The organism is Sphingomonas sp. CCH5-D11, assembly GCF_001557395.1.
Taxonomy (GTDB): Bacteria; Pseudomonadota; Alphaproteobacteria; order Sphingomonadales; family Sphingomonadaceae; genus Sphingomonas.
The window spans coordinates 41,121-66,068 of sequence record NZ_LSKH01000308.1 but is presented as its reverse complement, the minus strand read 5'-3'; the positions used below and the strand labels follow the sequence as shown (position 1 = coordinate 66,068).

Sequence of the window (24,948 nt, the reverse complement as noted above, 5' to 3'; positions counted from 1 at the left end):
GGTTCAGGCGACCCGTTGGCCCGAGGCGTCCACCACGCGTTCGCCGTCCTCCTTGGCGAACGCGCCGAGCTGGCCGGTTGGCAATAGATCGAGAACCGCTTCGGACGGGCGGCACAGCTTCACACCCAGTGGCGAGACGACCAGCGGCCGGTTGATGAGGATTGGGTGCGCCATCATCGCGTCCACCAGCGCGTCGTCGGACAGCGACGTGTCGCCCAGGCCCAACTCCGCATAGGGCGTCCCCTTCTCACGCAGCAGATCGCGCGCGGTCATGCCGGCGCGGTCGATCAGCTCCACCAGCAGCGCGCGCGAGGGCGGGGTTTTCAGATACTCGACCACATGCGGCTCGATGCCGGCATTGCGGATCATGGCGAGAGCGTTGCGGGACGTGCCGCACTCGGGATTGTGATAAATGACGATATCGACGGCCACGAGGCGTCCTTTCAGCAGCAGGGGGCGAGTTCGGCGACAAGGGGTGCGCACAGCTCGGCATTACCGGCGCAGCAGTCCTTGACGAGGAACAGGGTAAGGGCGCGCAGGCCGTCCAGGTCGGCGCGGTAGATGATCGATCGGCTATGGCGCTCGGATTGGACCAGTCTCGCGCGGGCGAGAATGCCGAGGTGTGCGGACATGGTGTTCTGCGGCACGTCGAGCTGACGGGCGATGTCGCCCGCTGCCATGCCATCCGGTTCATGACGCACCAGGAGGCGGAACACGTCTAAACGCGTACCTTGAGCAAGCGCACCTAGCGCAGCAATGGCGGAACCGTTTTCCATATATCCAGCATAGTGGATATTTGGTCAGATGCCAGTCCCTTTCTCCTGTCGAGAGGAGAGTTAGCGGGTCTCGATGGTCAGATGAGCGAGTTCGTGGACGGGCCGGAGGCGCTGGCGGATCAGCTCGCCATCACAAAGGCCGGTGACACTGACGATCGCAGCGTGCGCATCCGGTCCGACCCGCCAAACATGAAGGTCGGTGATCTTGGCATCACCCGGCCTCTCGACCAACTCGCGCACCTCCTCGGCGACATGATCGTCAGTCGTGTCGAGGAGCACCGCGGCCGTGTCGCGCATCAGCGTCCATGACCAGCGGGCGATGACGACCGCGCCGACGATCCCCATCACCGGGTCCATCCAGATCCAGCCCAGGTAGCGGCCTGCGAGCAGAGCGGCGATGGCGAGCACCGAGGTGAGCGCGTCCGCGAGAACATGGACGTAGGCCGACCGCAGATCATTATCGCCTACGTGCGCGGCATGGCCGTGATGGTGATCGTGGCTATGCCCATGATGATGGCCGCCAGAGAGCAGGAAGGCACTGGCGATGTTCACGCCCAGGCCCACGACAGCGATCACCGTCGCCTCGGCAAATGCGACCGTGATAGGCTGAAACAGGCGCAGCACTGACTCCACGGCTATTCCCAGAGCGATCAGCCCAAGGACCATAGCCGAGGCAAACCCAGCCAAATCGCCGACCTTGCCCGTTCCAAAGCTATAGGCTGGGTTGCTGGCGTGGCGCTTGGCATAAGCGTAGGCCGCAGCCGCGACGCTGAGCGCGCCGGCATGGGTCGCCATGTGGAACCCATCGGCCAGCAATGCCATCGAGCCGGTGAGATAGCCCGCTATAATCTCGCCGACCATCATGGCGGCGGTGAGCACGACGACCCAGCGGGTGCGTCGCGCGTTTTCATCATGTGCCGCACCCAGGAAGTTGTGATCGTGGGTGTAGGTATCGGTCTCGGGAAGCGTCGCCATATACGGTCCTACTTCGCGTAGCGGCGGATTACCGCCAGCAGCTCTTCGGCACCTGTGGCCCGCTCCGCGTCGTCCAGGTCCGGACGCGAGACGTGCGCCTCCAAATGCTCGGCGATGATCTCATCCATGAGGCCATTCACCGCGCCACGCACCGCCGCGACCAAATGAAGCACTTCTGAGCAGGTCGAGTCTGACTGCAGCGCCCGTTCGACAGCACCGACCTGTCCCGCGATCCGTCGAACGCGGGCGACCAAATCTGCATTGGTGTGAGTAAGGTGAGACATACCCTACCCTCCTACCCTATGCGGACCGAAATAACAATTTGCTACAGTGGGAAGATGGTTTGCTGAGTCAGGCCTGCGCGTCTTGGATTGGCGTTTACTGCTCGGGCGCAGGGAGGTGCCGGTAGAGCGTCGGGACCGAGACGCCGATCGCAGGCGCGATCTCGCGCATTGGCATTCCGGACGCCAAGAGCTTGCGAGCCGCCTCGAGCCGCTTGGGCGTCATGACGGTCTTCCGACCACCCATTCTCCCCTCGCCTCGTGCTACCATCAGCGCAGCCGTGGTGCGCTCGCGATTTAGGTCGCGCTCCATTGGCAACCGGGCAGATGTCGCCGACGTGTACCGCGTCAGTCGGGCGGATATCGTCAAGAGCCCGGCCCCCCTTCCCTTTCGTCCTTAGGCCCGGTCCTTGTAGACAGACTCACCCTGCGCTCGCGATAGGCGAACGGCTCGGAGATCATCGGTCAGTCGTCACTCCGATTCGCCCGGCGTTCGGCATAGGCGACAACGAACCTCTCCCAGACACGCAGCCACTCGGCATCCGTGCGCGGGCGGCTGAAATCAGGGCATCCTTTACGGAATGCAGCCGCCATATCATCGACCGACCAGGGATGACCCTTCGTAAGCGCAACCTGGCGGAAGACTGCTTCGCGTGTGCCGTAGGAAAGTGAACCTGTCGGGAAGGCGAATGTCGGTTCCGTCTCTTTGACCGACGAGGCAGCCACCTCGCGACGCGGCTTGACCGATGATCTTGGTGCCGTTTTCGCGGCGTCGCCGCCCACGAGTCGCAGATGCGGACCGACCAGCTTTCGCTCGAGCGGCGCCGGAGACGGGTGCAGCACGACCTTGCGGCCGGAAAGGTCGACATTGGCATTCGGATAGACTGCCGAGACGATCTGCATGGTCTCGCGCACGGTCTGGCGGAAGCGTTTGCTGTCGGCCTCATTGCCGAGATGCTTTGCCAGCTGGTCCCAGGAAATGACCTGGCCCTTGTCCGATCCGATCCGTGGAAGTCGGTATGCGAGATAGGTGTAGAGGTCGAGCGCCGTCGGCGTGCCTTTAAGCTCGCGGATCGCGATCTCGTTGAGCGGAACGGCATGCTCGATCAGATGGGAGTAGAACGCCTCGGACATGCGGATTTCGCGCGCAAACGAGCCGTTTTTGTCCAGCGACCCCGCATATTCGTTCGAGATCTTGACGTCCCGGACCGCAAAGGCGTTGTCCTCCGTGTCCGTCCCGTCCCACCGGATCTGCCACTCGCAGGCGAGGAGTCGGTCGACCTGCTCGCGCATGAGATTAGCCGTACCGCGGGGGCCGTAGGAAACCGTCTGATATCCCAGGCGCCGCATCCACTCGGTGAAGTTGCGACCGAGATAAACGTCCCGCGACTGCTTCATCACGGCCTGTGAAAGAAGGTAGATCAGGGCAACCCGCGGATAGGCGCCGTAGGGCACGCCAAGGCTCCGCATGATCGATTTGCCATCGACATTCTGGAGCACGGGCCGTGGATTGATGGCCAGAGCGTATTTGCCGTCTTCGCGAACGATCGGCTGCGTGTCGTCTTTGGGCCGTTTGGTCGGCAGCGACATCGCGCAGAGCGCGGAGTGGAGGAAGGCAGGGACCGGTTCTTCGTCCTGGACGCGCAGGAATGCGTCCATGGTGAGTTGGGTGCCGGCGGTGCTGGCGAGCCTGCGGACGCCTTCCTCCCCGCCGGTAAGCATGGCGAGTGCGTATTGGTGCCCTAGCGGCTTATGCTGATCCCCATTCATGGTCTGCCCTTCCCCCCGAATCTGTTTGGGGGTTTCGATGGGCATGTCTCAACAGGTTTGGGGATCGAAATCAACCCCGTTGGCAGTTTGGAGGGCAAACTGCCCTCGAGAGTTGCAAATCGACCGATGATGTCGGTGCCTTTTTGCTTCTCCTTTCTTCAAACCCGGAAAATCAAAACGATTCGCGAATCGGTTTTCTATAGGGTGATTCTAGTAATAGGTATGCGCTCTGAGATCATCGGTCGGGTCGCACCGAGATCATCGCTTGTTCGCACCGGCATCATCGGAAAGTACCAAGATCATCGGTCGTTATCCACAGAGCGGCCGTTCTTGCGCCAGTTGAATAGCTCGACTTCGGCATGAACCTCCATGGCTCTGAGATCATCGGTCGGAACCGCCGAGCGACGGGTCCGTCATCAGTCGAATCGCAAAGGGCTCGGAGATCATCGGTGCTCTTGTAAGTCTGATGGCCATTTTCTTGCTCGAAACTGCCAACGCAGCTATTGTGGCGCGTAGAACCCACAGAAGCGGATTTAGATGGCTACGGATCCTACCATCGCTCAGCCGGACAACCTTATCGAAGGCGGCCTCGACGTTCTTCACCGCAAGGCGCTGACCATCCTGAAGCGGATCCGCGACAGCGCCGTGGATCCGGAGACCGGGCGCAAGCATGGACCGACCTTTCCGATCTCGAAGGCGGCCGCGCTTGCTGGTCGGACGGCCTCCGCGGTTCGCGAGGCCGAGCGGGACGGCCGTCTTCCGCCACGCGAAAGAACCGGGTCAGGCCATCGGCTTCAATATACGCTCGAAGAGATCGACCATATGCGTGAGGTGTTCGGAACGCGCCCCTGGCGCGAACCGACCGACACGCCGGCGATCATTTCGGTTTGCAATTTCAAAGGCGGCGTAGGCAAGTCTACGATCGCGCTGCACCTCGCCCAGCATTTCGCGATTAACGGCTATCGCGTCCTCTTCATTGACTGTGACAGCCAGGCTTCTTCGACGATGATGTTCGGCTATCGTCCGGACGTCGATCTCGACGAGGAAGACACGCTCTATGGTCATTTTCATAATCCCGAGCTGCTCGGGGTGCGCAAGATCATCCGCAAGACGCACTTCCACAATCTTGATCTGATCCCGTCAAACCTGCGGCTCTACAATCTCGAATACGAAATCGCCGGCTATATGGCGAAAAAACAAAACATGGAGATCATCGACCTGATCGCGGAAGCGATCGATACGGTAGTCGATGATTATGATGTGGTGATCATGGACCCGCCGCCAGCCCTCGGCATGGTGTCGATGGCCGTGCTGCAGGCCGCTAACTGCATGGTCATTCCGGTTCCGCCGAGCCTGGTTGATTTCGCCTCGACCGTCTCGTTCATCGACATGACGCGCACGACAATGAAGCAACTGGAGAAGATCGCCGGGCGGGGGCGGCCGGCCTATAACTTCATCAGGCTTGTCGGCAGCCGGGTTGACGAAAGCAAGTCGATGCACCGTGAGGTGCTATCAATGATGCGCCAGGTGTTCGGCGGTTCGATGACCCAGTCGGTGATGGTCACCAGCGCCGAGATTGACAACGCCAGCTCGCGTATGAAGACCGTCTTCGAGCTCGACAAGCCGGTCACGTCGCACGAAGTCTACAACCGCTGCATGCGCCACCTTAACGAGGTGTGCCGGGACATCGAGCAGGACGTTCTACGGACCTGGGCGAGCAGGGCAGGGGAGCGTGTCTGATGGCGAGTTGCCACGTGGCAACACGCAGATATTGCGAGGTGAATGCAGCGGACAATCGTGCGCGTTTTGGGCCTCGCTGCCCCCGCTGTTGCCACGTGGCAACTTCCAAATAAATGAAGCGAAACCAATAAGTTGAGTTGTGGTAATATGTATCTCGGTCGCGTGAATATCGGCCTGAAACGACGCCGCAAATTGGCCGAGTTGCCACGTGGCAACTCCTCCACTCCCGGCGGGCCGAGGGCGGCAATAAACGAAGAAGGAACGGGCCGATGAGCAAGGGCAACAAGGGCTTCGGCTCGATGTTCACAGGGGGCCTGGATGACGAGGAGAACCTCGATAAGTCCACGCCCGCCGAAGGCATCATGGCGAGCCGCAGCCAGACGCTCGCGCGGATCGCAACGGGCAAGTCCGTCGCTGATCGTACGGAGTGGGTCGACCCTGCAAAGTGCCGCCCCTGGCGTATGCACAATCGCGATCTCGACCATCTGACGGAAGAGAGCTGCCGTGACCTGATCGACTCGTTCCTGTCCGCGAAGAAGCAGCGGATCCCGGCTATCGTTCGGCGCCTGAAGGACGATCCAGAGTACGACTTCGAGATCATTGCCGGTGTTCGCCGCTGGTGGACGGTGACATGGCTTCGCGCGCACCATCACCCAGAGTTCGACTATCTGGTGACGATCCAGAGCGTGACGGACGAAGAGGCGTTCCGTGTTTCGGACGTCGAGAACCGCTCGCGCAAAGACATCTCCGACTGGGAACGCGCCAAGGAATATACGATCGCTCTGGCCGAGTTCTACGAGAACTCCCAGTCGCAGATGGCCGAGCATCTGAACCTCTCCAAGTCCTGGCTTAGCCGGCTGCTGGACGTGGCACGCTTGCCCGCCGAGATCGTCACGGCCTTTTCCGACACGCACGACATCACCGTCCGCGTTGCGCGCGATATCAAGCCGCTTACGGGCGACGCAAAGGCGCTGGCGAAGATGCGCGACGAGGCAGAGCGGATAGAGGAGGAGCGTACCAAGGGCGGCGTGAGGCTAAGCGGGCCCGAGGTCGCCAAGCGGCTCGTCAAAGCAACTATCGCCCCCACCACCAAAGGTGCGGGCGAGAAGGAAATCACCGGCAGGGGTGGCAAGGTGATCCTGCGCTATGCGAAGTCGAGGGGAGGGGGGCTTACCATCAAGGTGCCGCCGAAGTCGGAGACCTCGCCGTCCGAACTGCTAAAGGCAATCGAAGGTCTGCTCACCTAAAGGTTGCCTCTGCTAATGGGTTGGTCGATCGAAGCTTATATGGCGGGCGGCTTATATTTGTCGGCGATGCCTTGCGTCACGGAATAGCGCTTCCGGCCGCCGAAGTGAGCGCGAATGAACGCCCCGGCATGGGCATTCCTTGCGCCGACAAAGCTCTGCGCATGGCCGACGGTCGAGCGGTTCTGGCGCATGATGATTTCACGCTCGAGTAACGCTGCGATCTGGTCGGCGAGAGAGCGTGATCCGGCTGCAACGAAGAGGGCGTTAAGGCCAATCGGCAGGGTGACATAGGACGAGGTGTTACCGACCGTGCAAAACTCACCGGCACATCGAGCGGCCAGTCGGACACGAAGAATTCGCGCCGATTGGTGTTGTTGCCCCCTAAAGGCCTGACGGGGCCTCGCGGGTTTGAGCGATGTACTCGCGGGGCGAACGATAGCCCAGAGCGCGGTGGGGATGCACGTCGTTGTAGTGGGCCAGCCAGCCTGGCAGCTGCTCGATGACGGTCTTGGCGTCTGGGCGAGGACTGACGCGGATGTAGTCGCGCTTGAGGGTTCGGACGAAGGCCTCTGCCATGCCGTTGGACTGCGGACTGCTGACCGGCGTCGTGCGCGGGACCAGGCCGATGTCGCGGGCGAAGGCGCGCGTGTCGCGAGCGGTGTAGCAGCTGCCGTTATCGGTCAGCCACTCGACCGGCGCAGGCAAGCGGTTCACCGGCCCGAAGCGGTGTTCGACCGTCGCGACCATCAGGTCCTGGACGTCCTCGGCGGTAATGCCGCCGGTCGTCGCCACATGCCCCATCGCTTCGCGGTCGCAGCAGTCGAGCGCGAACGCGACTCGCACCTTCTCGCCATTGTCGCAGGCGATCTCCAGTCCGTCCGAGCACCAGCGGGTGTTGCGCTGGTCGACCGCAACGCGACCATCGTGGCACCGCACCTCCCTTTGTTCGCCGTCGCGCTGGAGCAACAGCCCGTGGACCTTCATGACGCGATAGACGCGCTTTGGATTGGGCGCTGCGCGCCCGGTCTCCTGTGCTTGCCGACGGAGCAAGGCATGGACGCGCCGATAGCCGTAGGTCGGCAGCTCGCCGACCAGCGCACGGATGTCGGCGACCAGTTCGGCGTCGGGCAGCGGAGGTCGTCCTCGGCGGCGCGGAGGGGGCTTGTTGCTCATCGTCGACAGATGCTGCCGGCTGACGCCAAGGGCCTCGGCGACGGCGGTCACAGGCCATCCCTGGGCAACGAGGTCGAGCGCAGCAGGAGTTTTTTTGGGCCTGCGGCCCGGGTGACAGCCTCGCGGAGCAGCTCGATCTCCAGCGCCTTCTTGCCCAACAGCCGCTGCAACTCGCGTACCTGCGCTTCCAGCGCGCGGTACTCGGACGCGGGCACCACCTCCTCGCCGGCGGTGGCAGCGGTGAGCGCCCCCTGCGCCATCAACCGGCGCCAGGTGAAGATCTGGCTGCCGCTAATGCCGTGGCGGCGGCCGACGAGCGACACGCTCATGCCCGGCAGGTATGTCTCCTCGACGATCCGGACCTTCTCCTCAGGCGTCCACCGTCGCCGGCGCTGCACCCCGGTGAGCACCTCGCCCTCGTTGTAACGCCTGGTCGTACCGTCAGTCATATGCCTCACTCTTATCTAAGAGCGGGGCCCTGTCAGGTCATTTAGGGGGCCACCTCAATTGGTGGTCCTGATCACCCGCCATTCCATGTTGATGAAAGCCCGTCCGCGTTCCGCATCATCGATGATGGTCCGCAAGATCTCCATCTGGAGCGCGCTCACTGCCGCAGGCGGGAGAGGGACGTGCTCCCCATCGACGATTGCACGGCTGCTCCCCGGGCTAGCGAGCGAACCGACAGCGTCCTTCAAGCCGCGCATGTCCAACGGCGTACGGAACCAGAGCGAGAATACGAACCCGCGCCAGTCCGAGCATTGCGCGTCACTGAGCGAGCGAACGCCGCCGTCGAGAAGCTGTGCATGAACCTTCGCGGCGGCATCATCCACCACCTGCATGAACAGGGTTTCCATCTGCTGCGTGTGCTCGGGCGGGAAGCCAACCGTCTTGTAGAGGTCTCGTTCGAAGCACACGCTTTTCGGCGAGGCGGGTGCGCTCTCGATCTCACCGCGCCAGTTGCGGTGGTAGCGGAGCAGCATCCCGCCCGTCGTCCATTGATCGAGGAGAAACTGCGGAATGAAATGATGAGAGGAGGGCGGGTTCTGAGGTTTGGACTGCATGGGCGAAGATCGCTCAGTCGTGGCTATGGACAGAGGCTAGAAGCTTGCGGGCGCCCTGCGGCGTGACCTTCAGCAGGCGCGCGACGGCACCCGGTCGGAGGCCAGGGTAGGATAGCTGCAGCCGAGCGAGCAGGGGAGCCTTGCTTCGCTTGGTGACCTGAAGACCGAACTGGATGCGCGCCGCCGCTCGCTCGATTGCATCGAGCTCGCGAAGCCCAGCCTGAGCCGTTCGGCCGATTACCTGCGCCATCGTGGCGGCGAGGTCGGTCGGAGAGGGGGGCAGGTACTTCGGCAGCAGGATGAAAGAGGGGATGACTCGAGTGGTGAAGCCGGCGCGGTAGAGCATCCGCGGCGTGGCGACAGCGATCAGCCAGTTTCGGCCGCGATCGCGCGGTGGAAGGTTGAGCGTTCGGCCATCGACGCTGACGACATCCCAACTGCCAGTGCTCGCCGCCTCGGTGAGGGACGCCAGTTCGAAGACGCGGCGCGCTATGCTCAAGAGGTCGCCGGTTTGGGAGGGAGCGTCTGCCGCAGCTTGCACGTGCCGCCAAAGTGGACCGAAATGGGCAAGGTCTGAGGAGGCATAGGCTTCCGCTTCAGCGCGGTCGTCCAGGACAGACCGCAGCGCATTGAGGGTCGCTTGGGCGAGTGGGTCGCTGAGGCCCTCATCGCGGCTGAGCGCGATGTGGAAGATGGCCGCCACCGAGATCGGATCGTTGAGCCCCTCGGTGAAGCGGGGAGGGGGCGTACGGCCGGCGATCCACTCCTGAAGGTCCCTCACTGCGATTGGGACCCCGGCGAGTGCGGCAAGAGCACAGGCGCCCTCGAGGCGCGAGCGTGCGAGGAAGATGTCCGCGCATGTGCTGCCCTGCAGACGGCCGTCAAGTCGCCCGAGCAGCAGAAGGGGGTCATCAGCACGAGGGTCGTTGCCACGGATCATCGAGGACAGCAATGCCATGCCGAGAAACCAAAGTCAGCAGTTGGTTACCTCAAGCTTCCCTATCTTAACATGTACAAGCGATAATTACAGTTATCACACAAGCGTGTTTGACCCGTCCTTATAGAGTGCGCTACGGCTTCAAGCCGATGGCTAGGGCGGAGACGCATGGAACGGACAGTATTTTGGTCATGGCAGAGCGACCTTGATGCGCGGGTGACACGCGACCTGACCCGCTCCGCCCTCGACCAGGCGATCGGCATGATCGCCGCCGATCTCGACGAGGCCGATCGGCCGAACCTGACCTCGGACACGCAGGGCGTTTCCGGCACGCCCGACATCGTCGCCACCATCCTGCGTAAAATCGACGAGGCAGCGGTGTTCGTCGGCGACGTGACACCGATCGCCGTCTCGTCCAGCGGCAAGGCCTGCGCCAACCCGAATGTGCTGATCGAGCTTGGCTACGCCAACAGGGCACTCACCGAGCATCGCGTCCTGCAGGTCTGGAACACGGCCTTCGAAGGCGCCACGCTCGAGAAGCTGCCCTTCGACATGAGGGGCCGGCGCGGGCCGATCGCCTTCAACTTACCCGTAGGCGCCGAGCGCGAGGATCTGCGGAAGGTACGCGCCGATCTTGCGAAGCGCCTTGCTGATCATCTGCGCCTTGCGCTCGACCAGCTCCCGCCGCCACCGCCCGAGGCCGTTCACTGGCAACCACACTTCGAGGGCGATCCGGACCTCTGGTTCGATCGCTACGAGCCCCAGATCGTCACCCATCCGAGCCAAGGATCGAGCAAGTATCGCTGGAAGGATCATTTCCCCGGCTATGCGCGGCTTATCCCCTCCAAATGGGAGGCAAAGCCGGGCGCCAAGCAATCGCTGGCGAGCGGGCAGGGGCATCCGGATCTGATGGCTGACGCGCGCTCGATCAGCCACGGCACAAGCCGGGGCGGGACGGCGATCTACTGGCCTCAGCAGGAGAAGGATGGCGTGGCCGAGACCGTCGCGGTGACGCAGTGGTTCGAAAAGACCGGGGAGTTCTGGGGCGTCGCTGGCGGCTTTCTCTTCGAGCGGGAAGGGCGGCGCACGCTGTCGACGGGCTACTTCTTTCGCCATTGGCTCGATTTCCTGGAGCGCAATACGAAGCTCGCCCTTGTGCACGGTGGCTCTCTGCCGATCCATGTGAGGATGGGCGTAAACGGCCTTGCGGACTCCTGGTGGCCGCTCGGTCCTTTCGGCTTTCGCGACGATGGTTTCGCTGCGGTCCAGCCATCTTACGAATATGCGACGACGCTGACCGCGATCGATCGTGAGGCGCTGCAGCAGGTCGCCGTCGATGCGTTCAACGGGTTGGCGGCTGTCTACGGCCAGGACCCCTATACGCTCGAGGAAATCCTCGAGATGGCGAAGCGCTGATCGATGAGCGATCAGTTGCTCGACACGCCTGCGCCGATTGCAGCAGGCCAGATGCCTGGTGCGGTGCTTCCCTCGGTCGATCTTGCCTGGACCGTCGTTCAGATGCAGGCGGGGCAGCGGATCACAGTCGATGAAGCGCTCATCGCGGCATATCAGGCCGCATCATCGGCACACAGCATCCGAGCGCTCAAATCCGACCTCGAGGCCTTCGACCTCTGGTGTCGACGGTCGCGACGGACGGCGCTCCCGGCGACACCCGAGACGATTGCCGACTATCTCGATAACCGCGCCGCGAAGGGTAGCAGGCCGGCATCGCTCGGGCGCTACAGAGCGTCGATCGCCAAGATCCACCAACTGCTCGATCTCAAGGACCCGACGCAGGCGCCCTTGGTAAAGCTGCGCCTTTCCGCGATCCGCCGTGAAAAGGGCACTGCGCAGAAACAGGCGCGCCCGCTGCGGTTCAAGGGGCCGGTTCGCGACATAGAGCGCGATCGTCCGCGCGGCTTGAACCTGCGTGCGCTGCTCGAGAGCTGCCCGGACGATCTTCCAGGCCTTCGGGACCGTGCCTTGCTATCGACAGCATATGACACGGGGCTGCGCGCCTCCGAACTGGTTGGGATCGCCGTCGAGCATATCGAAGAGGCGATCGACCCCGACGCGCGGCTGCTGCAGATCTCGCGGCATAAGGGCGACCAGGAAGGGGAGGGGGCGACCGCCTTTCTCAGCCCTCGCACCGTTTCGGCGATCGCCGCCTGGCGCGAAGCGGCACGGATTGACAAAGGGCCGCTGTTTCGGCGGGTTCAGGTACGGCGCTACAAGGCACGATCCGCCGTGAAGGGTCGCTCGATCGACAGCATTTCGGGTCGGGAGAGATGGGACCTGCGCAAGACATTACCCAAGCCGGCCGTGCCCGCGCGCATCGAATATGATGTGGGCGCCAGTGCTCTCCACCCCGGCTCGGTCGGGCCGATCTATCGAGCGATGATCCAACGGGCCTTCGAGCGTGGCGCGCTACCCGATCTCTCCGCCGAAGACCTAGCGCGGCTGCTCAAGGGGATCAGTGCGCACTCGACGCGCATCGGGCTCAATCAGGACCTTTTTGCGAGCGGAGAGGACTTGGCCGGGATCATGGACGCGCTTCGGTGGAAGAGCCCGCGAATGCCCCTTGCCTACAATCGGAACATGGCGGCCGAAGCCGGGGCCGTCGGCCGGCTCGCGAAAAGGCTCGAATGATGAGTAGGGCGGCCTTGGACGACCGTCCAAGAAGCGCTCCTGGCTCAGCGCCCGGTTTGTGGATTTCGTTGTCAGAAGGATGGAACGACGATAGAACGGACAACGACTTGGGGGCAGTCGATCAAAGCGCGTCTTCCGAGCGTTGCCACAACAGACAGCGCGAGATGAGTGCATGAGAAACGATAGAACAGACGATCTGCGGTGACAAAGGCCACCCACCTTGTCGCGTTGCTGCAAAGTCACATCGACGGCGATGAAGAGCAGTTCCTGACGGTTGCCATGCAGGCTGCCGCGAACGAGGCGCGGCTCGGCCATGGCAAGGTCGCCCAGCAACTGCGCGACATGGTCGATGATGCCCGTGCCCGCGGTAAGGTCAAGGGGCGAGCGCGCGCCGTCCCGATGGTGCAGCCACGCGGCGAATTGGCGAACCTGGTCGCGGCCAAATATGTCGATACGCGGCTCTCGAGCATGGTGCTTCCCGAGGCGCTGCGCGATCGGCTGCAGCGCGTGATCGTCGAGCAGCGGCAGGCGCATCGTCTGCGCCAGCATGGCCTGCAGCCGCGCCGCAAGCTGCTGCTCATCGGACCGCCTGGCGCGGGCAAGACGATGACGGCGGCCGCCATCGCTGGCGAGCTGAAGCTGCCCCTGTTTTCGGTCCTTCTCGACGGGCTGCTGACCAAATTCATGGGCGAAACCGCCTCCAAGCTTCGCGCGGTGTTCTCGGCGATGACCGAGACCCGAGGCGTTTATTTCTTCGATGAGTTCGACGCGATCGGTGCCCGCCGCAGCGAGCGCAACGACGTGGGTGAGATCCGCCGCGTCCTCAACTCCTTCCTACAGTTCCTCGAAGAGGATGACAGCGAGGGCCTGATCGTCGCGGCGACCAATCATCCTGAGCTGCTTGATCCTGCGCTTTTCCGGCGCTTCGACGACGTGATCGAATATGCCCTGCCGGACGTAGTTGTCGCCCGAGCGATCCTGGAGGGCCGGCTGTCGGCCTTCGACACGGCCTCGGTCTCATGGGAGCAAGCGACCGGAGAGATCGAGGGACTGAGTCAGGCGGATCTCGCTCGGATTGCGGATGAATCGGCGAAGCGGACCTTGCTCGCGGGGCGTGAGCGCGTGGAGACAGCGGATCTTCTCGCGGCGATCGCCGAGCGAAGGGCAGCGGCCCGACGATAACGATGGCAGACGAGGAAGCGCGGCCGCATCCGCATATCTACCTGCAGGGAACAGGGGCGCGCCAGGGGTACACAGCCTATCAGGCGGGCGGCGATGGGGACGGAGGACCGCCGCAGCGCGACAGGGCCGGTCACGCAAACGCCCTAACCCAGGCCCTGACGCAGGTGGTGCAGCAGGGGGAGACGATCCTTGCGAACCGCGAGCCCGCTGTGGCGGCGGGCGAGAAGGGCTTCTACGTCGAATTCACGCTGCCCGCGGACCAGGCGGACATCGTCGACAAGCTGGAGAACCGACGCGGGCGTTTTCCCATCGAGCTGGTGAACGTGCACGCTGCCGATGAGGGTCTCGTCTCGGCAACCGTCTTCGTGCCGGAGAGGCAGAAGGACTATTACCTCAAAAAGGTCGCAGCCTATCGCGACGAAGACACGGTCAGGCAGAAGACGCTCGACGATGGCTCGACCGTGGAGGTTCGCAAGCCGAAGAACCAGCGCCTCGTCGCCTCGCTCGAAACGGCACGACTGGCGGTCGCCCGGTCCTTCTACACCGACCAGGCAGATCTCTTCCCTGCGCCGGGCATCGAGGCCTGGTGGGAGGTCTGGGTCCGCAAGGGCACGAAAGGGTCGTTCGACAAGGCTGCACAGGCGCTCGGCATGGCGACGCGCGAACATAGCCTCGAATTCGCTGAGCGTGATGTCGTCGTCGCAAAAGGCACGCCGGAACAGCTCGGCCGGGTCATCGCCAACACCGACAGCGTCGCGGAGCTCCGCCTCGCACGCGATACGCCCTCGCTGTACATGGGCATGGACGGCGCCGAGCAGCGGACGTGGAGCGCGGACCTCGCCGACCGGCTCGTGCCGATCGACGGCGAGGTGCCCGCCGTCTGCCTGCTCGATTCCGGAACGACCATCGGCCATCCGCTCATTGCGCCCTATCTGGCGCCCGGAGACCAGCACGCGTTTGACGCCGCCTGGAACGTGGAGGATGTAAGCACGCAGGCTCATGGCGGACATGGCACGCAGATGTCGGGGACGCTGCTGTACGGCGACCTCATGGACGTGCTCGACGGGACAGGGCCTGTGACCGTCCGGCACCGGCTCGAGTCCGTCAAGATCCTGCCGGATCATGGCGCCAACGACCCCGATCTGTACGGAGCGGTTACGGCACAGGCTATTGCGCGTGCCGAGATCGCGGCGCCGAACCGGCCAAGGGCGATCTGCCTCGCCGTCACGAGTCTCGGCGATCATGGTCGAGGGAGACCATCGGCCTGGTCAGCGAAGCTCGACGCGATCGCTTTCGGCCGCGACGAGGTGCAGCGCTTCATCGCGGTCGCCGCGGGCAATATCCGCGAGGCGATCGTCGCGGCCGACTATCCCGCGCGCAACGACGCGATGCCGATCGAGAGCCCGGCCCAGGCCTGGAACGTACTGACGGTGGGCGCCTTTACCGAGCGCGCGCTGATCACAGATCCGACCTATGCCGGCTGGAGCGCGCTCGGGGCGGCCGGCGACATCATGCCGCGCAGCCGCACCTCCGTCAGCTGGATCCGCGAGTGGCCGCTCAAGCCCGATGTCGTCTTCGAAGGCGGCAACATCGGTCACGATCCGGCAACGGGCCATGGGGACGATGTCGACGATCTTGCCTTGCTGACCACCTATCGCACGGTGGCCGAGCGCCCGTTTACGACGACGGGCGACACCAGTGCGGCGACCGCGCTGGCCGCAAGGATGGCGGCACAGATCATGGCCGAGAAGCCCGCTTTGTGGCCCGAAACCGTCCGCGGCCTCATCGTGCATTCTGCAGAGTGGACGCCCGCCATGCGCGCGCATCAGGGCGCCATCGGCAAGCCCGCTCTGATGCGGCGCTACGGCTTTGGCGTACCGTCACTGGTGCGTGCGCTCGGCAGCCTCGATCATGACGTGACCTTGGTCACTGAGGACGAGATCATGCCGTTCAAGATGAAGAGCGGAGCAGCCGTCACGGACGAGCTGGCGGTTCATCAGCTGCCGTGGCCGCGCGAGGCACTGCTGGCGCTTGATCCTGCAGCGCTCGTCCAGCTGCGGATAACCTTGAGCTACTTCATCGAGCCCAATCCGGGCGAGCGCGGTCTATCGCGCCGGCATGTCTATGCTAGCCACGGTCTGCGCTTCGACCTGAAGCACGCCGATGACTCGCTCGACACCTTCCTGCGTCGACGCACCTCGGAAGCGGGCGCTCGACCCCCGAAGCGTCCTGCGTCGGACACCGGCTGGGCTGTGGGGCCGCAGCTGCGCAACAGAGGGTCGCTCCACGCGGATATCTGGGAAGGGACCGCGACTGAGCTTGCCGCCCGGGATGCCATCATCGTCTATCCGACGGGCGGTTGGTGGCGGGAGAATGTCGCCCAAGGCCATGTCCACGAGGCGGTCCGCTACAGCCTCATCGCCAGCATCCGCGCGGCACCGGGCACCGAATTGTATGCGGAAGTGACAACGCAGATCGCGGCTGAAGTGGCGATCGAGATCTAATCCCCAATCGTGGGATCGTCATGAGCGCTACGCGGCAGCACGCCGAGCAGGATCGCGTCGTTAGATGTAGGCGCTTGCAATCGTAGCAGTCTCTGCTCGCAAAACAGAGCGAATTCCTGCTCAGATTGGCTGACCGCGGGCGGGCTGGGCTGCTCGTGCTAAATGACGATGTGCTCGCCATCATCCGCGCCTGCTCGCAATCGTAATCGGCCTGCTCACGCTTTCTGCCATTCCGAGGAATGGCGATGACGAACATCAGCCATAGCTGGTGAAGTTCACGCCGACCAACGTCCCGACGATCACCGAAACGCCAATAGTGCCATGGCCATGAAGCACCGTCGCCCCCAACCGACGTTGCCGGCCATCCCGACTGCAACGGGTAGTCCGATCATCCAGGCCAAATTGGCCGGTGACCTGAACGCAAGCGCGTCTGTCACCAATACGCAGACCGTGGTTGCTGCCGCGATGAAGCACACCTGTAGAAGGTATCGATGTCGTGCAAATGCTTGCGACACCATCATATTGGCACCCCGGCTTCGCGGAGCCGCTCCGTCAGTTCGCGGGTGTGCTCCGCGTCCAGCGTTCCGGCGAGGAAAGCGCGCACGTCGGACGGCCGGGTGTTGAGCTGGCTGGCGAGTGCACCCGCGTCGTAACCGTTGCGCGTCAGTGTGGGTTCAAGATCGTCGATCACCCGCGACAGCACCTGCTCGACGATCCCGACCGTGACCGGCTTGGCGGCAAGCCGGAAGCCCTGCTCGAAGGCGAGGGTCAGGTGCATCTCTATCTGGAGCGGGGTGCGCAGACGCTCGGCGATGAGGTCGATCGCGTCTTCCTCCATCAGGTCGGCGACCTTGACGCCCTCGCTGCGCAGGCGCCGAGCAGCCAGGCGACATAGTCGCGTCGCTCGGCACCGATACCCTCATAGTCGAACGTCGTGGTGCGATAGCCGATCTCCTCCATCTGCGGACGGCGCAGGTCGTTGCGGAGCCGGGGATGGCCGACGAGCAGGACCGACAGCAGCACGCGGGCATCTGCCACCACTTCCATCAGCCGCTTGAGGCCGGTCAGTGTCTTGTGGTGGAGGTCGTGCGCCTCGTCGACCACCAGCACGACCGGTCGCTTGCCCTTGCGCATGATGTCGCGCAGGTCGCGCTCGTGCCGTTCGGCCTGCTTAGGGATCTTCACCTGAGCGCGGTCGCCGGGCGACAGGTCGTAGAACAGCGCCTCGATCAGCGATGGCAGCGAGGTCCGACGCTTGTCGACCGCGAGCGACTTGGCGATGGCGACCTTGCCGACCCTGACCAGTTCGTCCTCGATGCGGCGCAGCAGATGCGTCTTGCCCGATCCAACCAGGCCGGAGACGACGATCAGCCGGCTCGTCTGCACGGCTGTGCAGACCTCGCGGACGAGGTTGCGCTGATGCTCGGTTTCGAAGTTGCCGGCCCCATGAAGCGGGCGGGCGAGCCCATAGCTGGATCACCCAACTTGACGATCGCGATCATCGAACCCGCCGCGGCTGCTACCCGTGGCGGGTTCGTCTTTTGAGAGCGGCAACAAGCGGCGGTGTGTGGACTCCGTGCTTCGCGGACCGTTCAGGCGGGATCGAACAGGCCGGCGAACTCGCGCTGGTCATAGTAGCGGATTTTCTCGACCGCGAGCGGGTGTTCGCCCTGGCGCAGCAGCAACAGTGAATCCGGCCGCATCCGCATGATCTCGTCGGGATGGGCGAGCCGGCGGGCGGTGACGTGGGCACTGACACTTTCCGATGGACCGGCGCGGTTGTCGCCCCAGCCAAGCCCACGCGACGTGCTGACCGTATCATATTCGATCGTGGTGTCGCCGATCGTGCGCGAGAGCATGTCGGCGGTGGCATGATCGTTGACCCCGAACGTCTGGATCACGCCCGCGTTGGACATGAACGTGCCGGCCCGCTCACCATAGATCGCCTTGAGTTGGTGCATGTCTTGGAGAATCGGCCAGAGCTGGAGGCCATAGCCCGCCATCAGCCCCATCGCGCGCTCGACCGGCTCCAGTCGGCCGAGCGCGGCGAACTCGTCGAGCAGGAACAGGACCGGGCGCGCGGGCTTTGCCGGCGAGCGCGCCATGTCGGTGACGGCCTGCGATACGAGAAGGCGCAGCCAGCGTGCATAGGTATCGAGCCGGTCGGGCGGCAGGCACAGAAATACGGTGGCGGTCGTGTCCTTCAATCCCGCGAAGGTGAAATCGGACGCGGCGGTGCTGGCGACGATGCGCGGGCTGTCGAGAAAGTGGGTGTGGCGCTGCGCCGAGGACAGCACGCCGGCGGCTTCGCGATCGGACTTGCCGAGCTGGCGGTTGGCGGCGCGGGCGATCAGGCCACCGGCGCCGGCGCTGTCCTGCATGTCGGCCAGCAGCGCGGCAAAGCCGGCGGGGGCGAGCGTCAGCTTGTCGCGCACCGTCGCGAGCACGCGGCGATCGGCGGGCTCGTGGACGACGGTGTGCAGGATCAGCCCGGCGATGAGCGCCTTGGCTTCCTCATTCCAATGCGCTTCGCCCGATTGCCCTGGCGCATCATGCACCAGCGCGTCGGCGAGCGTGTTGGCGTCCTCCGCAAGATCGAGGCTGGCGGGATCGAGCCGATCGAGCGGATTGTAGCGGGCAGGAGGCTGGCCGGAGACGCCGAACGGATCGAGGCACCAGACCTTGCCCTTGGCGGAACGCGCGCGGGCGCTGACGCGCGCGTTCTCGCCCTTGGGATCGACGCAGATGATCGAGCGATCGAGCAGCAGCAGGTTCGGGATGATCGTGCCGACGCCCTTGCCCGAGCGGGTCGGGGCCATCGTCAGCAGATGCGCCGCGCCGTCATAGCGGAGCAGCTTGCCCGACTTCGCCGAACGGCCGATCAGGAGATCCCCGGAGGCTTCCAGCTTTCGCACGTCGGCGCGGTCGCCGAACCGGGCGGACCCCAGCAGCTCGTTCCGGCCGGAGGACGCACGGCGGTTGATCCACCAGGTTGCACCGATCAGGCCGACCAGGACGAGGAACGACACCGTGCCGGAAATCTGCCCGACCCCGAAGATGCCTTCAAGCCAGCGGGCGGTCGCATAGGCGGCGACGAACGCGACGATAATCGCGAAGACCCAGTTGACGGGCGGACGCCTGTTGCCGATGACCGGCCCCGCCATCAGCGCACCGCGGCGATCGGCGTGATCGGCAAGGACCGATCGGCGTCGGGATGATCGAGCAGCCGCAGCAGGATTTGCGTGGCGAGGGGAGGGGGTACGGCCTCGTCGCGCAGCATGTCGAACAACGCGTGCTCGTCGGTTTCCAGCGCCATGCCCTCGATCGCGAGGTTGGCGCGTGAGTCCGCGTCGTCCTCGCGCCACATATCCGCTTCCTCCGGCGTGCCGCGCACGAAATCCATTTGCCGGATTTGGGCGCGGATCGCCTCAACATCGAAATCCGCCATCACGCCCTCTCCAGATCGGCCGAGCCGGGCAGGGGGGTGGCCAGGAGCACCCGATACTCGCCCATAAGCGTCGCCGGCACCCAGCGGATACCGCGCCAATCGGCGTAGCGGCCGGCGATGAGCATATCGCCATCGACTGCTGTCCAGGCTTGCGGGTCTGCTTCGTCGGGCAGGGCGTCGCGCCCTTCCGCCGCCATGCGATCCTGGAGCGCGTTCGCCAGGTCCCAGCGGGAGCGCACCCGCTCGGCATAGTGACCAGGGACGGGCGGGTCGAAGTCGCCCCGCGTCCGCTCCCCGCGCTGCATGGCATATTCCTGTTCGGACCAGACCGGATCATTGTAGATCACCGTTGCGGACGCTGACCCGCGCATCAGCCATTCCGAGATATCGTCGCCTGCCATCAGCTCGCCTCCGTCGTCTCCGCTTCCGCCTCGAACGCTCGCTTGCCGCGCCGCTTCCATAGCGCCAGCACGTCGCCGGCATCGTCGCCTTGAGCGCGCCCGGCCAGATCGAGCAGCGCACCGTAGAGCGTCACGCGATCGTCGTCGGTCAGTTCGATCAGGCCGGCTTTCTGGACCAGCCCGCCCAGCTCGATCAGGTGGCGCGTTCGTTCGCGACGTTGCACGACCCAGCCCCTGCTATTCGTTCGCCGTTGCGCCGCTTCCGCCCGCAGCGTCGCCGCCTGGTTCAGCCGCAGAGCCCGATTCATCGATTGCAGCAGCGCCGCCACCTTTGCGCCCGCGCCGTTGAAAGAAGGCGGCCCCCCTCGCTCGCCACGCCTCCTTCTCACCGGCATCGCTGGACGCGACCGCATCGAGCAGAACGCCGGCCAGCGTCTCCGCATCAAGTGCATCGGCCCCGGTCGCGGTGACGAGCGCGCCGAGTTGTTCGACCCGCTTCGCCTTGAGCTGCCGCGCCTTGTGGCCGAGCGCCTTCAGCTCCGCGTCGTAATCCCGCACCTTCCGCATCGGCCAGCCTCCTAACGAGAAGCATCCTAGCGCACCGGTAGTCAGGGGCAAGCTCAACCGACCTAGAAATGTCGCTAAGTCAATCACGAGGAGCGCAGCGGATTGTGAGTGCGCGTTTATACGTCGTTGCCGACGTGCGCGAAGTGAGGCAGTATCGCGGACATCATGGCGATCTACCATTTCAGCGCCAAGGTTGTGAGCCGTGCGAACGGATCGAGCGCCGTTGCGGCTGCGGCCTATCGCTCCGCATCCGAGCTGCATGACGACCGGCTCGGGCGCGATCACAATTTCAGCAACAAGACCGGCGTCATCCACTCAGAAGTGATGTTGCCGGAGGGCGCGCCGGAGCGTTTAAACGGTCGCACCACGCTATGGAACGAGGTGGAGGCAGGCGAAAAGCGCAAGGACGCGCAGCTTGCCCGCGAGGTGGAGTTCTCGATCCCGCGCGAGATGAATGAGAAGCAGGGCGTTCAGCTCGCGCGCGATTTCGTGAAGAAGCAGTTTGTCGATCGCGGGATGGTCGCGGACCTGAACGTGCATTGGGACAAGGCCAAGGACGGCACTCCCAAACCGCACGCGCACGTCATGATGACGATGCGCGACGTGGGGCCGGAGGGGTTCGGGAAGAAGAACCGCGATTGGAACAGCACCGAGCTGTTGAAGGATTGGCGCGAGGCGTGGAGCGCTCATGTCAACCAGCGCATGGCCGAGCTGGGGCTTGAGGGCCGGATCGACCATCGTTCCAATGAGGCGCAGGGGATAGGGCTGGAGCCGCAGCACAAGATCGGCCCGGCAGCATCGCGGCGACCGGAGCAGGGACTTGAGGCTGAACGGATCGAGGATCACACGCGCATCGCCCGTGAGAACGGCGATAAGATCATCGCCGATCCGCGCCACGCGCTGGACGGCATCACCCGGCAGCAATCGACCTTTACTACCCGCGACCTCGCCGTGTTCGCGTTCCGCCATTCGGACGGCAAGGATCAGTTCGACCGGGTGATGTCGGCGGTCCGCGCATCCCCCGAGCTGGTCGCATTGGGGAAGGATGGACGCGACCAGGAGCGGTTCACTTCCCGCGAGATGATCGCGACGGAAGCGCGGCTGGAGAAGGCCGGCGACGAGCTGTCGCGCCGTTGCGATCATGGCGTGTCCGACCGGCAGCGGGCGGGCGCGCTGGAGGCGGCCGAGGGGCGGGGACTTACACTGTCCGGCGAGCAGCGCGACGCCTTCGACCATATCACCGGCAAACAGGAGCTGGCGTCCGTCGTTGGCTATGCCGGCACCGGCAAGTCGGCGATGCTGGGCGTCGCGCGGGAGGCGTGGGAACGCGAGGGCTACCAGGTGCGCGGCGCGGCGCTGTCGGGGATCGCGGCCGAGAATCTGGAGGGCGGATCGAAGATAGCGTCGCGCACCATCGCCAGCCTTGAGCATGGCTGGGCGCAGGGTCGCGACCAGCTCGGGCCGAAGGACGTGCTGGTGGTGGACGAGGCCGGCATGATCGGCACCCGTCAGATGGAGCGGGTGCTGTCCCATGCCCGCGATGCCGGCGCGAAGGTTGTGCTGGTCGGCGACCCCGAGCAGTTGCAGGCGATCGAAGCCGGCGCGGCGTTCCGGTCGATCGCCGAACGGCACGGCGCGGCGGAGATCACCGAGGTCCGCCGGCAGCGGGAAGACTGGCAGAAAGACGCAACCAGGGCGCTTGCCACGGGGCGCACCGGCGAGGCGCTGGACGCCTATGCCGCGCACGGCATGGTGCGCGCTGCCGACACGCGCGACGCTGCGCGTGCCGAGCTGGTGGACGGGTGGGATCGCCAGCGCCGCGTCGAACCCGATCAATCGCGTATCATCCTCACCCACACCAATGCCGAGGTCCGTGAGCTGAACGGGGAGGCGCGTGACCGGCTGCGCGCCAACGGTGAGCTGGGCGAGGACGTGGCGTTCGCGGCCGACCGGGGCCGCCGCGACTTCGCGGCGGGCGACCGCCTGATGTTCCTGCGGAACGAGCGGTCGCTGGGGGTCAAGAACGGCACGCTGGGGACGATCGAGAAGGTTTCGCCCGAGGGCATGACGGTGCGGCTCGACGGCGGGCGCGAGGTGACGTTCGCGGCCAGGGACTATGCCGCGGTCGATCACGGCTATGCCGCCACCTTCCACAAATCGCAGGGCGTCACCGTCGATCGCGCCCACGTCCTCGCCACGCCGGGCATGGACCGCCACAGCGGCTATGTCGGGCTGTCGCGGCACCGCGATGGCGTGCAGCTCCACTACGGCCACGACGACTTCGCCGATCAGAGCAAGCTCGCGCGCGTGCTGTCGCGTGACCGGGGCAAGGACATGGCAGGCGACTATGCGCCCGATCGCAGCGACCATGACCACGCCCGCGCCTTCGCCGATCGGCGCGAGATTCGGTTCCCGGAACTCGCGCGCCAGGTGGTCGAGAAGGTGCGCGACAAGGCGCGGGGCATGTTCGCCGGCTTCCGGCCGAACCCGGTGACCGAGAGACCGACGTCACCGGAGCGGGTCGCAGCCGATCGGCCGCTGGCGACCTCGCAGGCCCGCGCGATCGAACGCTATGGCCGTGCCGCAGCGGATATAGGCCGGATGAAGGAGAAGGGGTTGCCGGTGCTGGCGCACCAGGAACAGGCGTTGCGACAAGCCGGCGACGCGCTCGACCAGGTGCGTCCGCTTGGGAGCCGCGATCTCGCCAGTGCGATCGAGCGCGACCCCCGGCTCGCACGCGACGCGGCCGGGGGGAACACGGGCGGCGCGGCGAAGGCGATGGAGACGGAGCGTCAGGTTCGTATCGACCCGGAGAAGCGCGCAGGCCGGTTCGTGGAGCAGTGGCAGGGCATGAAGGAGGCGCGCGCCGGCATGGAGCGTGCCGGTGATCGTGCGGGCGCGGAGAAGCTGGGCAAGCGCATGGAGAGCATCGCGGGCGGGTTGCACCGCGACCCGCAGCTCGAATCCGTGTTGCGGCGTCGCGCGCCCGAGCTGGAACTGAAAATGGAGCGCGGCCGGTCGATCGGGCAGGAACTGGCGCAGTCGGTCAGCATCGGGCGTGACCGCGACCGTGGCATGAGCCGGTAGGTGACGATGGACGACGATATTCCAGAAGGCGACGATCCGGCGGAGGCGTTCGACCGGTTGCGCGCCGTGATAGAAGGCCAGGACCGCGAGCTGGCGCTGCTACGCCGCGCCGTGGAGGGTCTGGCGGCCGAGCGGGCGCATATCGACGTGCCGGACTATTCCGAGACGTTGGGGCGGATACAACAGGGCGTGGACGCCACGGCCGACCGGGTCGCGGTCATCAACGACGTGATCGCGCGGAGTCCGGCGCTGGCGATGACGCCCGAGCAGATGGCGCAGCGCATTGCCGAAGCGGGCAACGCCGCCCGGCGCGAGGATCAGGCGGCGTTGGCTAAGGCGGGCGAGGACAAGGCCCGCGTCATGGCCGAGCTTCGCGCCATCGCCGGATCGGCATGGACGCGGGCCGACCAGAAGAACCGGCAGCTATGGTTCGGGCTGGGCGGGATGGCGATCGGCATCCTCGCATGGGCGATCGTTCCCGGCGTCGTCGCGCGCGAGATTGCGCCGGCGAACTGGCAGTGGCCCGAGCGCATGACGGCGCGGACGCTCGACATGCCGATGTGGGAAGGGGGGCAACGTATGATGCGGGCTGCGGCACCGGAGGCTTTCGCCAACATCGCGGCCGGCGATCGGATCGTCACCGCCAACCGGAAGGCGCTGGAGGCGTGTCGCGAGCGGGCGGACAGAACCCACGAAGTTGTTCGTTGCACGGTCAACATTGAGGCCAGCAGGTCCAACCGATGAATTGAGCGGGTTGCTCGCTTCTGGTGATCAGTGGTCCGGCAGCAGTCTCGGATGAAGTTTGTTCCCGCCGAGTAGCAGCTCGACGGGCACCGGTCGTCTCGCGGGCTTTCACGAAACCGCACCTTTATGCTGCGGCTCGTTGTCTGCGCCAAGCTAGATCGCACACCCAGGCAAAGGTCCGAGCGGCCAAACGGTTGCCGAAAGCACGAAGACGGTCCGCGAAAGCACGAACTTGGGGTATCCTTGGCCCTCATCCAGCCCTTCCGTGGCCTTCAGAGGCCGCGGATTCGTGCTTTCGGCAACCGTTTGCGGGGCAAGCGCCTGTGCCGGTTGCTGGGTTCGTGCTTTCGGATACCATCGTGGCGACGATGCGGGGAATAGGTGTGCCACGTGGCACAGCCGGAAG

25 protein-coding genes are annotated in these 24,948 nt (G+C 64.8%); 8 read left to right on the top strand and 17 right to left on the bottom strand.

The window, feature by feature from the left end; genetic code table 11:
* Nucleotides 1–3 precede the first annotated feature (3 nt).
* From arsC to AX702_RS19225, 6 genes are all read right to left on the bottom strand, one after another.
* Nucleotides 4–432, bottom strand: coding sequence for an arsenate reductase (glutaredoxin) (arsC, locus tag AX702_RS19250; protein WP_082746367.1), 429 nt, complete (start codon nucleotides 430–432; stop codon nucleotides 4–6).
* 11 nt (nucleotides 433–443) lie between these two features.
* Complete coding sequence (locus AX702_RS19245; RefSeq protein WP_066781996.1) at nucleotides 444–776, bottom strand: ArsR/SmtB family transcription factor; 333 nt, start codon at nucleotides 774–776, stop codon at nucleotides 444–446.
* Between the two features lie 60 nt (nucleotides 777–836).
* On the bottom strand, nucleotides 837–1,751 hold the full coding sequence (dmeF, locus tag AX702_RS19240) for a CDF family Co(II)/Ni(II) efflux transporter DmeF (protein WP_066781995.1): 915 nt from the start codon (nucleotides 1,749–1,751) through the stop codon (nucleotides 837–839).
* Nucleotides 1,752–1,759: 8 nt separating this feature from the next.
* Nucleotides 1,760–2,035, bottom strand: coding sequence for a metal/formaldehyde-sensitive transcriptional repressor (locus AX702_RS19235; RefSeq protein WP_066781994.1), 276 nt, complete (start codon nucleotides 2,033–2,035; stop codon nucleotides 1,760–1,762).
* Between the two features lie 94 nt (nucleotides 2,036–2,129).
* Nucleotides 2,130–2,279: a helix-turn-helix domain-containing protein gene (locus AX702_RS19230; protein WP_231731953.1), complete on the bottom strand. Its 150-nt coding sequence runs from the start codon at nucleotides 2,277–2,279 to the stop codon at nucleotides 2,130–2,132.
* 218 nt (nucleotides 2,280–2,497) lie between these two features.
* Complete coding sequence (locus tag AX702_RS19225; RefSeq protein ID WP_066782031.1) at nucleotides 2,498–3,802, bottom strand: replication protein RepA; 1,305 nt, start codon at nucleotides 3,800–3,802, stop codon at nucleotides 2,498–2,500.
* 537 nt (nucleotides 3,803–4,339) lie between these two features.
* On the opposite strand from AX702_RS19225, the gene AX702_RS19220 reads away from it, so the two are divergent.
* Nucleotides 4,340–5,542: an AAA family ATPase gene (locus tag AX702_RS19220; protein WP_066781993.1), complete on the top strand. Its 1,203-nt coding sequence runs from the start codon at nucleotides 4,340–4,342 to the stop codon at nucleotides 5,540–5,542.
* Between the two features lie 269 nt (nucleotides 5,543–5,811).
* Complete coding sequence (locus tag AX702_RS19215) at nucleotides 5,812–6,789, top strand: ParB/RepB/Spo0J family partition protein (protein ID WP_066781992.1); 978 nt, start codon at nucleotides 5,812–5,814, stop codon at nucleotides 6,787–6,789.
* Nucleotides 6,790–6,824: 35 nt separating this feature from the next.
* On the opposite strand, the gene AX702_RS22235 is transcribed toward AX702_RS19215, so the two are convergent.
* The 4 genes from AX702_RS22235 to AX702_RS19195 all read right to left on the bottom strand — a co-directional run bounded on the left by AX702_RS22235 (nucleotide 6,825) and on the right by AX702_RS19195 (nucleotide 9,981).
* Nucleotides 6,825–6,980 (bottom strand): hypothetical protein, encoded by a 156-nt coding sequence (locus AX702_RS22235; RefSeq protein ID WP_156455599.1) that lies wholly within the window; start codon nucleotides 6,978–6,980, stop codon nucleotides 6,825–6,827.
* Nucleotides 6,981–7,170: 190 nt separating this feature from the next.
* Nucleotides 7,171–8,411, bottom strand: a protein-coding gene (locus tag AX702_RS21860; protein ID WP_156455598.1) for an IS3 family transposase whose coding sequence is annotated in 2 segments (ribosomal slippage) — nucleotides 7,171–8,064 and nucleotides 8,067–8,411 — 1,239 coding nt in all. Because the reading frame shifts where the segments join, the coding sequence is not laid out codon by codon here.
* A gap of 54 nt (nucleotides 8,412–8,465) precedes the next feature.
* Nucleotides 8,466–9,023 carry a DUF4238 domain-containing protein gene (locus AX702_RS19200; protein WP_082746366.1) on the bottom strand — a complete coding sequence of 186 codons (558 nt, stop codon included), beginning with the start codon at nucleotides 9,021–9,023 and terminating at the stop codon, nucleotides 8,466–8,468.
* A gap of 13 nt (nucleotides 9,024–9,036) precedes the next feature.
* Nucleotides 9,037–9,981: a hypothetical protein gene (locus tag AX702_RS19195; RefSeq protein ID WP_231731952.1), complete on the bottom strand. Its 945-nt coding sequence runs from the start codon at nucleotides 9,979–9,981 to the stop codon at nucleotides 9,037–9,039.
* A 147-nt stretch (nucleotides 9,982–10,128) separates the two neighbouring features.
* On the opposite strand from AX702_RS19195, the gene AX702_RS19190 reads away from it, so the two are divergent.
* From AX702_RS19190 to AX702_RS19175, 4 genes are all read left to right on the top strand, one after another.
* Nucleotides 10,129–11,376, top strand: a complete 1,248-nt coding sequence (locus AX702_RS19190) for a hypothetical protein (protein WP_066781989.1) — start codon at nucleotides 10,129–10,131, stop codon at nucleotides 11,374–11,376.
* A gap of 3 nt (nucleotides 11,377–11,379) precedes the next feature.
* Nucleotides 11,380–12,609, top strand: coding sequence for a site-specific integrase (locus AX702_RS19185; RefSeq protein WP_082746365.1), 1,230 nt, complete (start codon nucleotides 11,380–11,382; stop codon nucleotides 12,607–12,609).
* A gap of 201 nt (nucleotides 12,610–12,810) precedes the next feature.
* Nucleotides 12,811–13,791, top strand: a complete 981-nt coding sequence (locus AX702_RS19180; RefSeq protein ID WP_066781988.1) for an AAA family ATPase — start codon at nucleotides 12,811–12,813, stop codon at nucleotides 13,789–13,791.
* A gap of 2 nt (nucleotides 13,792–13,793) precedes the next feature.
* The gene (locus AX702_RS19175; protein WP_066781987.1) at nucleotides 13,794–16,295 is read left to right on the top strand and encodes a S8 family peptidase; all 2,502 of its coding nucleotides are present in this window, start codon (nucleotides 13,794–13,796) and stop codon (nucleotides 16,293–16,295) included.
* A 517-nt stretch (nucleotides 16,296–16,812) separates the two neighbouring features.
* On the opposite strand, the gene AX702_RS23045 is transcribed toward AX702_RS19175, so the two are convergent.
* From AX702_RS23045 to AX702_RS19145, 7 genes are all read right to left on the bottom strand, one after another.
* Entirely contained in the window at nucleotides 16,813–17,133 is a 321-nt protein-coding gene (locus tag AX702_RS23045) for a hypothetical protein (protein WP_231731950.1), read from the bottom strand.
* Nucleotides 17,133–17,681: an AAA family ATPase gene (locus AX702_RS23040; RefSeq protein WP_231731947.1), complete on the bottom strand. Its 549-nt coding sequence runs from the start codon at nucleotides 17,679–17,681 to the stop codon at nucleotides 17,133–17,135. Before AX702_RS23040 ends, AX702_RS23045 begins: the two co-directional genes overlap by 1 nt.
* A 206-nt stretch (nucleotides 17,682–17,887) precedes the next feature.
* The gene (locus tag AX702_RS19165) at nucleotides 17,888–19,459 is read right to left on the bottom strand and encodes a type IV secretory system conjugative DNA transfer family protein (protein WP_082746364.1); all 1,572 of its coding nucleotides are present in this window, start codon (nucleotides 19,457–19,459) and stop codon (nucleotides 17,888–17,890) included.
* Nucleotides 19,459–19,743, bottom strand: a complete 285-nt coding sequence (locus AX702_RS19160) for a hypothetical protein (protein WP_066781986.1) — start codon at nucleotides 19,741–19,743, stop codon at nucleotides 19,459–19,461. Before AX702_RS19160 ends, AX702_RS19165 begins: the two co-directional genes overlap by 1 nt.
* A complete protein-coding gene (locus AX702_RS19155) occupies nucleotides 19,743–20,144 on the bottom strand; it encodes a hypothetical protein (protein WP_066781985.1) in 402 nt (133 codons plus the stop codon). The genes AX702_RS19160 and AX702_RS19155 overlap by 1 nt, the downstream gene beginning before the upstream one ends.
* Nucleotides 20,144–20,368, bottom strand: a complete 225-nt coding sequence (locus AX702_RS19150; RefSeq protein ID WP_066781984.1) for a conjugal transfer protein TraD — start codon at nucleotides 20,366–20,368, stop codon at nucleotides 20,144–20,146. The genes AX702_RS19155 and AX702_RS19150 overlap by 1 nt, the downstream gene beginning before the upstream one ends.
* A 13-nt stretch (nucleotides 20,369–20,381) precedes the next feature.
* Nucleotides 20,382–20,711 carry a conjugal transfer protein TraD gene (locus AX702_RS19145; RefSeq protein ID WP_066781983.1) on the bottom strand — a complete coding sequence of 110 codons (330 nt, stop codon included), beginning with the start codon at nucleotides 20,709–20,711 and terminating at the stop codon, nucleotides 20,382–20,384.
* Nucleotides 20,712–20,876: 165 nt separating this feature from the next.
* Between AX702_RS19145 and traA the strand changes: the two genes are divergently transcribed.
* Nucleotides 20,877–23,798 (top strand): Ti-type conjugative transfer relaxase TraA, encoded by a 2,922-nt coding sequence (gene traA / locus AX702_RS19140; RefSeq protein ID WP_066781982.1) that lies wholly within the window; start codon nucleotides 20,877–20,879, stop codon nucleotides 23,796–23,798.
* Nucleotides 23,799–23,804: 6 nt separating this feature from the next.
* Complete coding sequence (locus AX702_RS19135; RefSeq protein WP_156455601.1) at nucleotides 23,805–24,542, top strand: DUF6118 family protein; 738 nt, start codon at nucleotides 23,805–23,807, stop codon at nucleotides 24,540–24,542.
* The last annotated feature ends 406 nt before the right edge of the window (nucleotides 24,543–24,948 follow it).

Excerpts from the sequence above, each read along its gene's own strand:
- AX702_RS19245 (WP_066781996.1), bottom strand. The coding sequence starts at position 776 with ATGGAAAACGGTTCCGCCATTGCTGCGCTAGGTGCGCTTGCTCAAGGT.
- dmeF (WP_066781995.1), bottom strand. The coding sequence starts at position 1,751 with ATGGCGACGCTTCCCGAGACCGATACCTACACCCACGATCACAACTTC.
- AX702_RS19235 (WP_066781994.1), bottom strand. The coding sequence starts at position 2,035 with ATGTCTCACCTTACTCACACCAATGCAGATTTGGTCGCCCGCGTTCGA.
- AX702_RS19230 (WP_231731953.1), bottom strand. The coding sequence starts at position 2,279 with ATGGGTGGTCGGAAGACCGTCATGACGCCCAAGCGGCTCGAGGCGGCT.
- AX702_RS19225 (WP_066782031.1), bottom strand. The coding sequence starts at position 3,802 with ATGAATGGGGATCAGCATAAGCCGCTAGGGCACCAATACGCACTCGCC.
- AX702_RS19220 (WP_066781993.1), top strand. The coding sequence starts at position 4,340 with ATGGCTACGGATCCTACCATCGCTCAGCCGGACAACCTTATCGAAGGC.
- AX702_RS19215 (WP_066781992.1), top strand. The coding sequence starts at position 5,812 with ATGAGCAAGGGCAACAAGGGCTTCGGCTCGATGTTCACAGGGGGCCTG.
- AX702_RS22235 (WP_156455599.1), bottom strand. The coding sequence starts at position 6,980 with ATGCGCCAGAACCGCTCGACCGTCGGCCATGCGCAGAGCTTTGTCGGC.
- AX702_RS19200 (WP_082746366.1), bottom strand. The coding sequence starts at position 9,023 with ATGCAGTCCAAACCTCAGAACCCGCCCTCCTCTCATCATTTCATTCCG.
- AX702_RS19195 (WP_231731952.1), bottom strand. The coding sequence starts at position 9,981 with ATGGCATTGCTGTCCTCGATGATCCGTGGCAACGACCCTCGTGCTGAT.
- AX702_RS19190 (WP_066781989.1), top strand. The coding sequence starts at position 10,129 with ATGGAACGGACAGTATTTTGGTCATGGCAGAGCGACCTTGATGCGCGG.
- AX702_RS19185 (WP_082746365.1), top strand. The coding sequence starts at position 11,380 with ATGAGCGATCAGTTGCTCGACACGCCTGCGCCGATTGCAGCAGGCCAG.
- AX702_RS19175 (WP_066781987.1), top strand. The coding sequence starts at position 13,794 with ATGGCAGACGAGGAAGCGCGGCCGCATCCGCATATCTACCTGCAGGGA.
- AX702_RS23045 (WP_231731950.1), bottom strand. The coding sequence starts at position 17,133 with ATGGAGGAAGACGCGATCGACCTCATCGCCGAGCGTCTGCGCACCCCG.
- AX702_RS19165 (WP_082746364.1), bottom strand. The coding sequence starts at position 19,459 with ATGGCGGGGCCGGTCATCGGCAACAGGCGTCCGCCCGTCAACTGGGTC.
- AX702_RS19160 (WP_066781986.1), bottom strand. The coding sequence starts at position 19,743 with ATGGCGGATTTCGATGTTGAGGCGATCCGCGCCCAAATCCGGCAAATG.
- AX702_RS19155 (WP_066781985.1), bottom strand. The coding sequence starts at position 20,144 with ATGGCAGGCGACGATATCTCGGAATGGCTGATGCGCGGGTCAGCGTCC.
- AX702_RS19145 (WP_066781983.1), bottom strand. The coding sequence starts at position 20,711 with ATGCGGAAGGTGCGGGATTACGACGCGGAGCTGAAGGCGCTCGGCCAC.
- traA (WP_066781982.1), top strand. The coding sequence starts at position 20,877 with ATGGCGATCTACCATTTCAGCGCCAAGGTTGTGAGCCGTGCGAACGGA.
- AX702_RS19135 (WP_156455601.1), top strand. The coding sequence starts at position 23,805 with ATGGACGACGATATTCCAGAAGGCGACGATCCGGCGGAGGCGTTCGAC.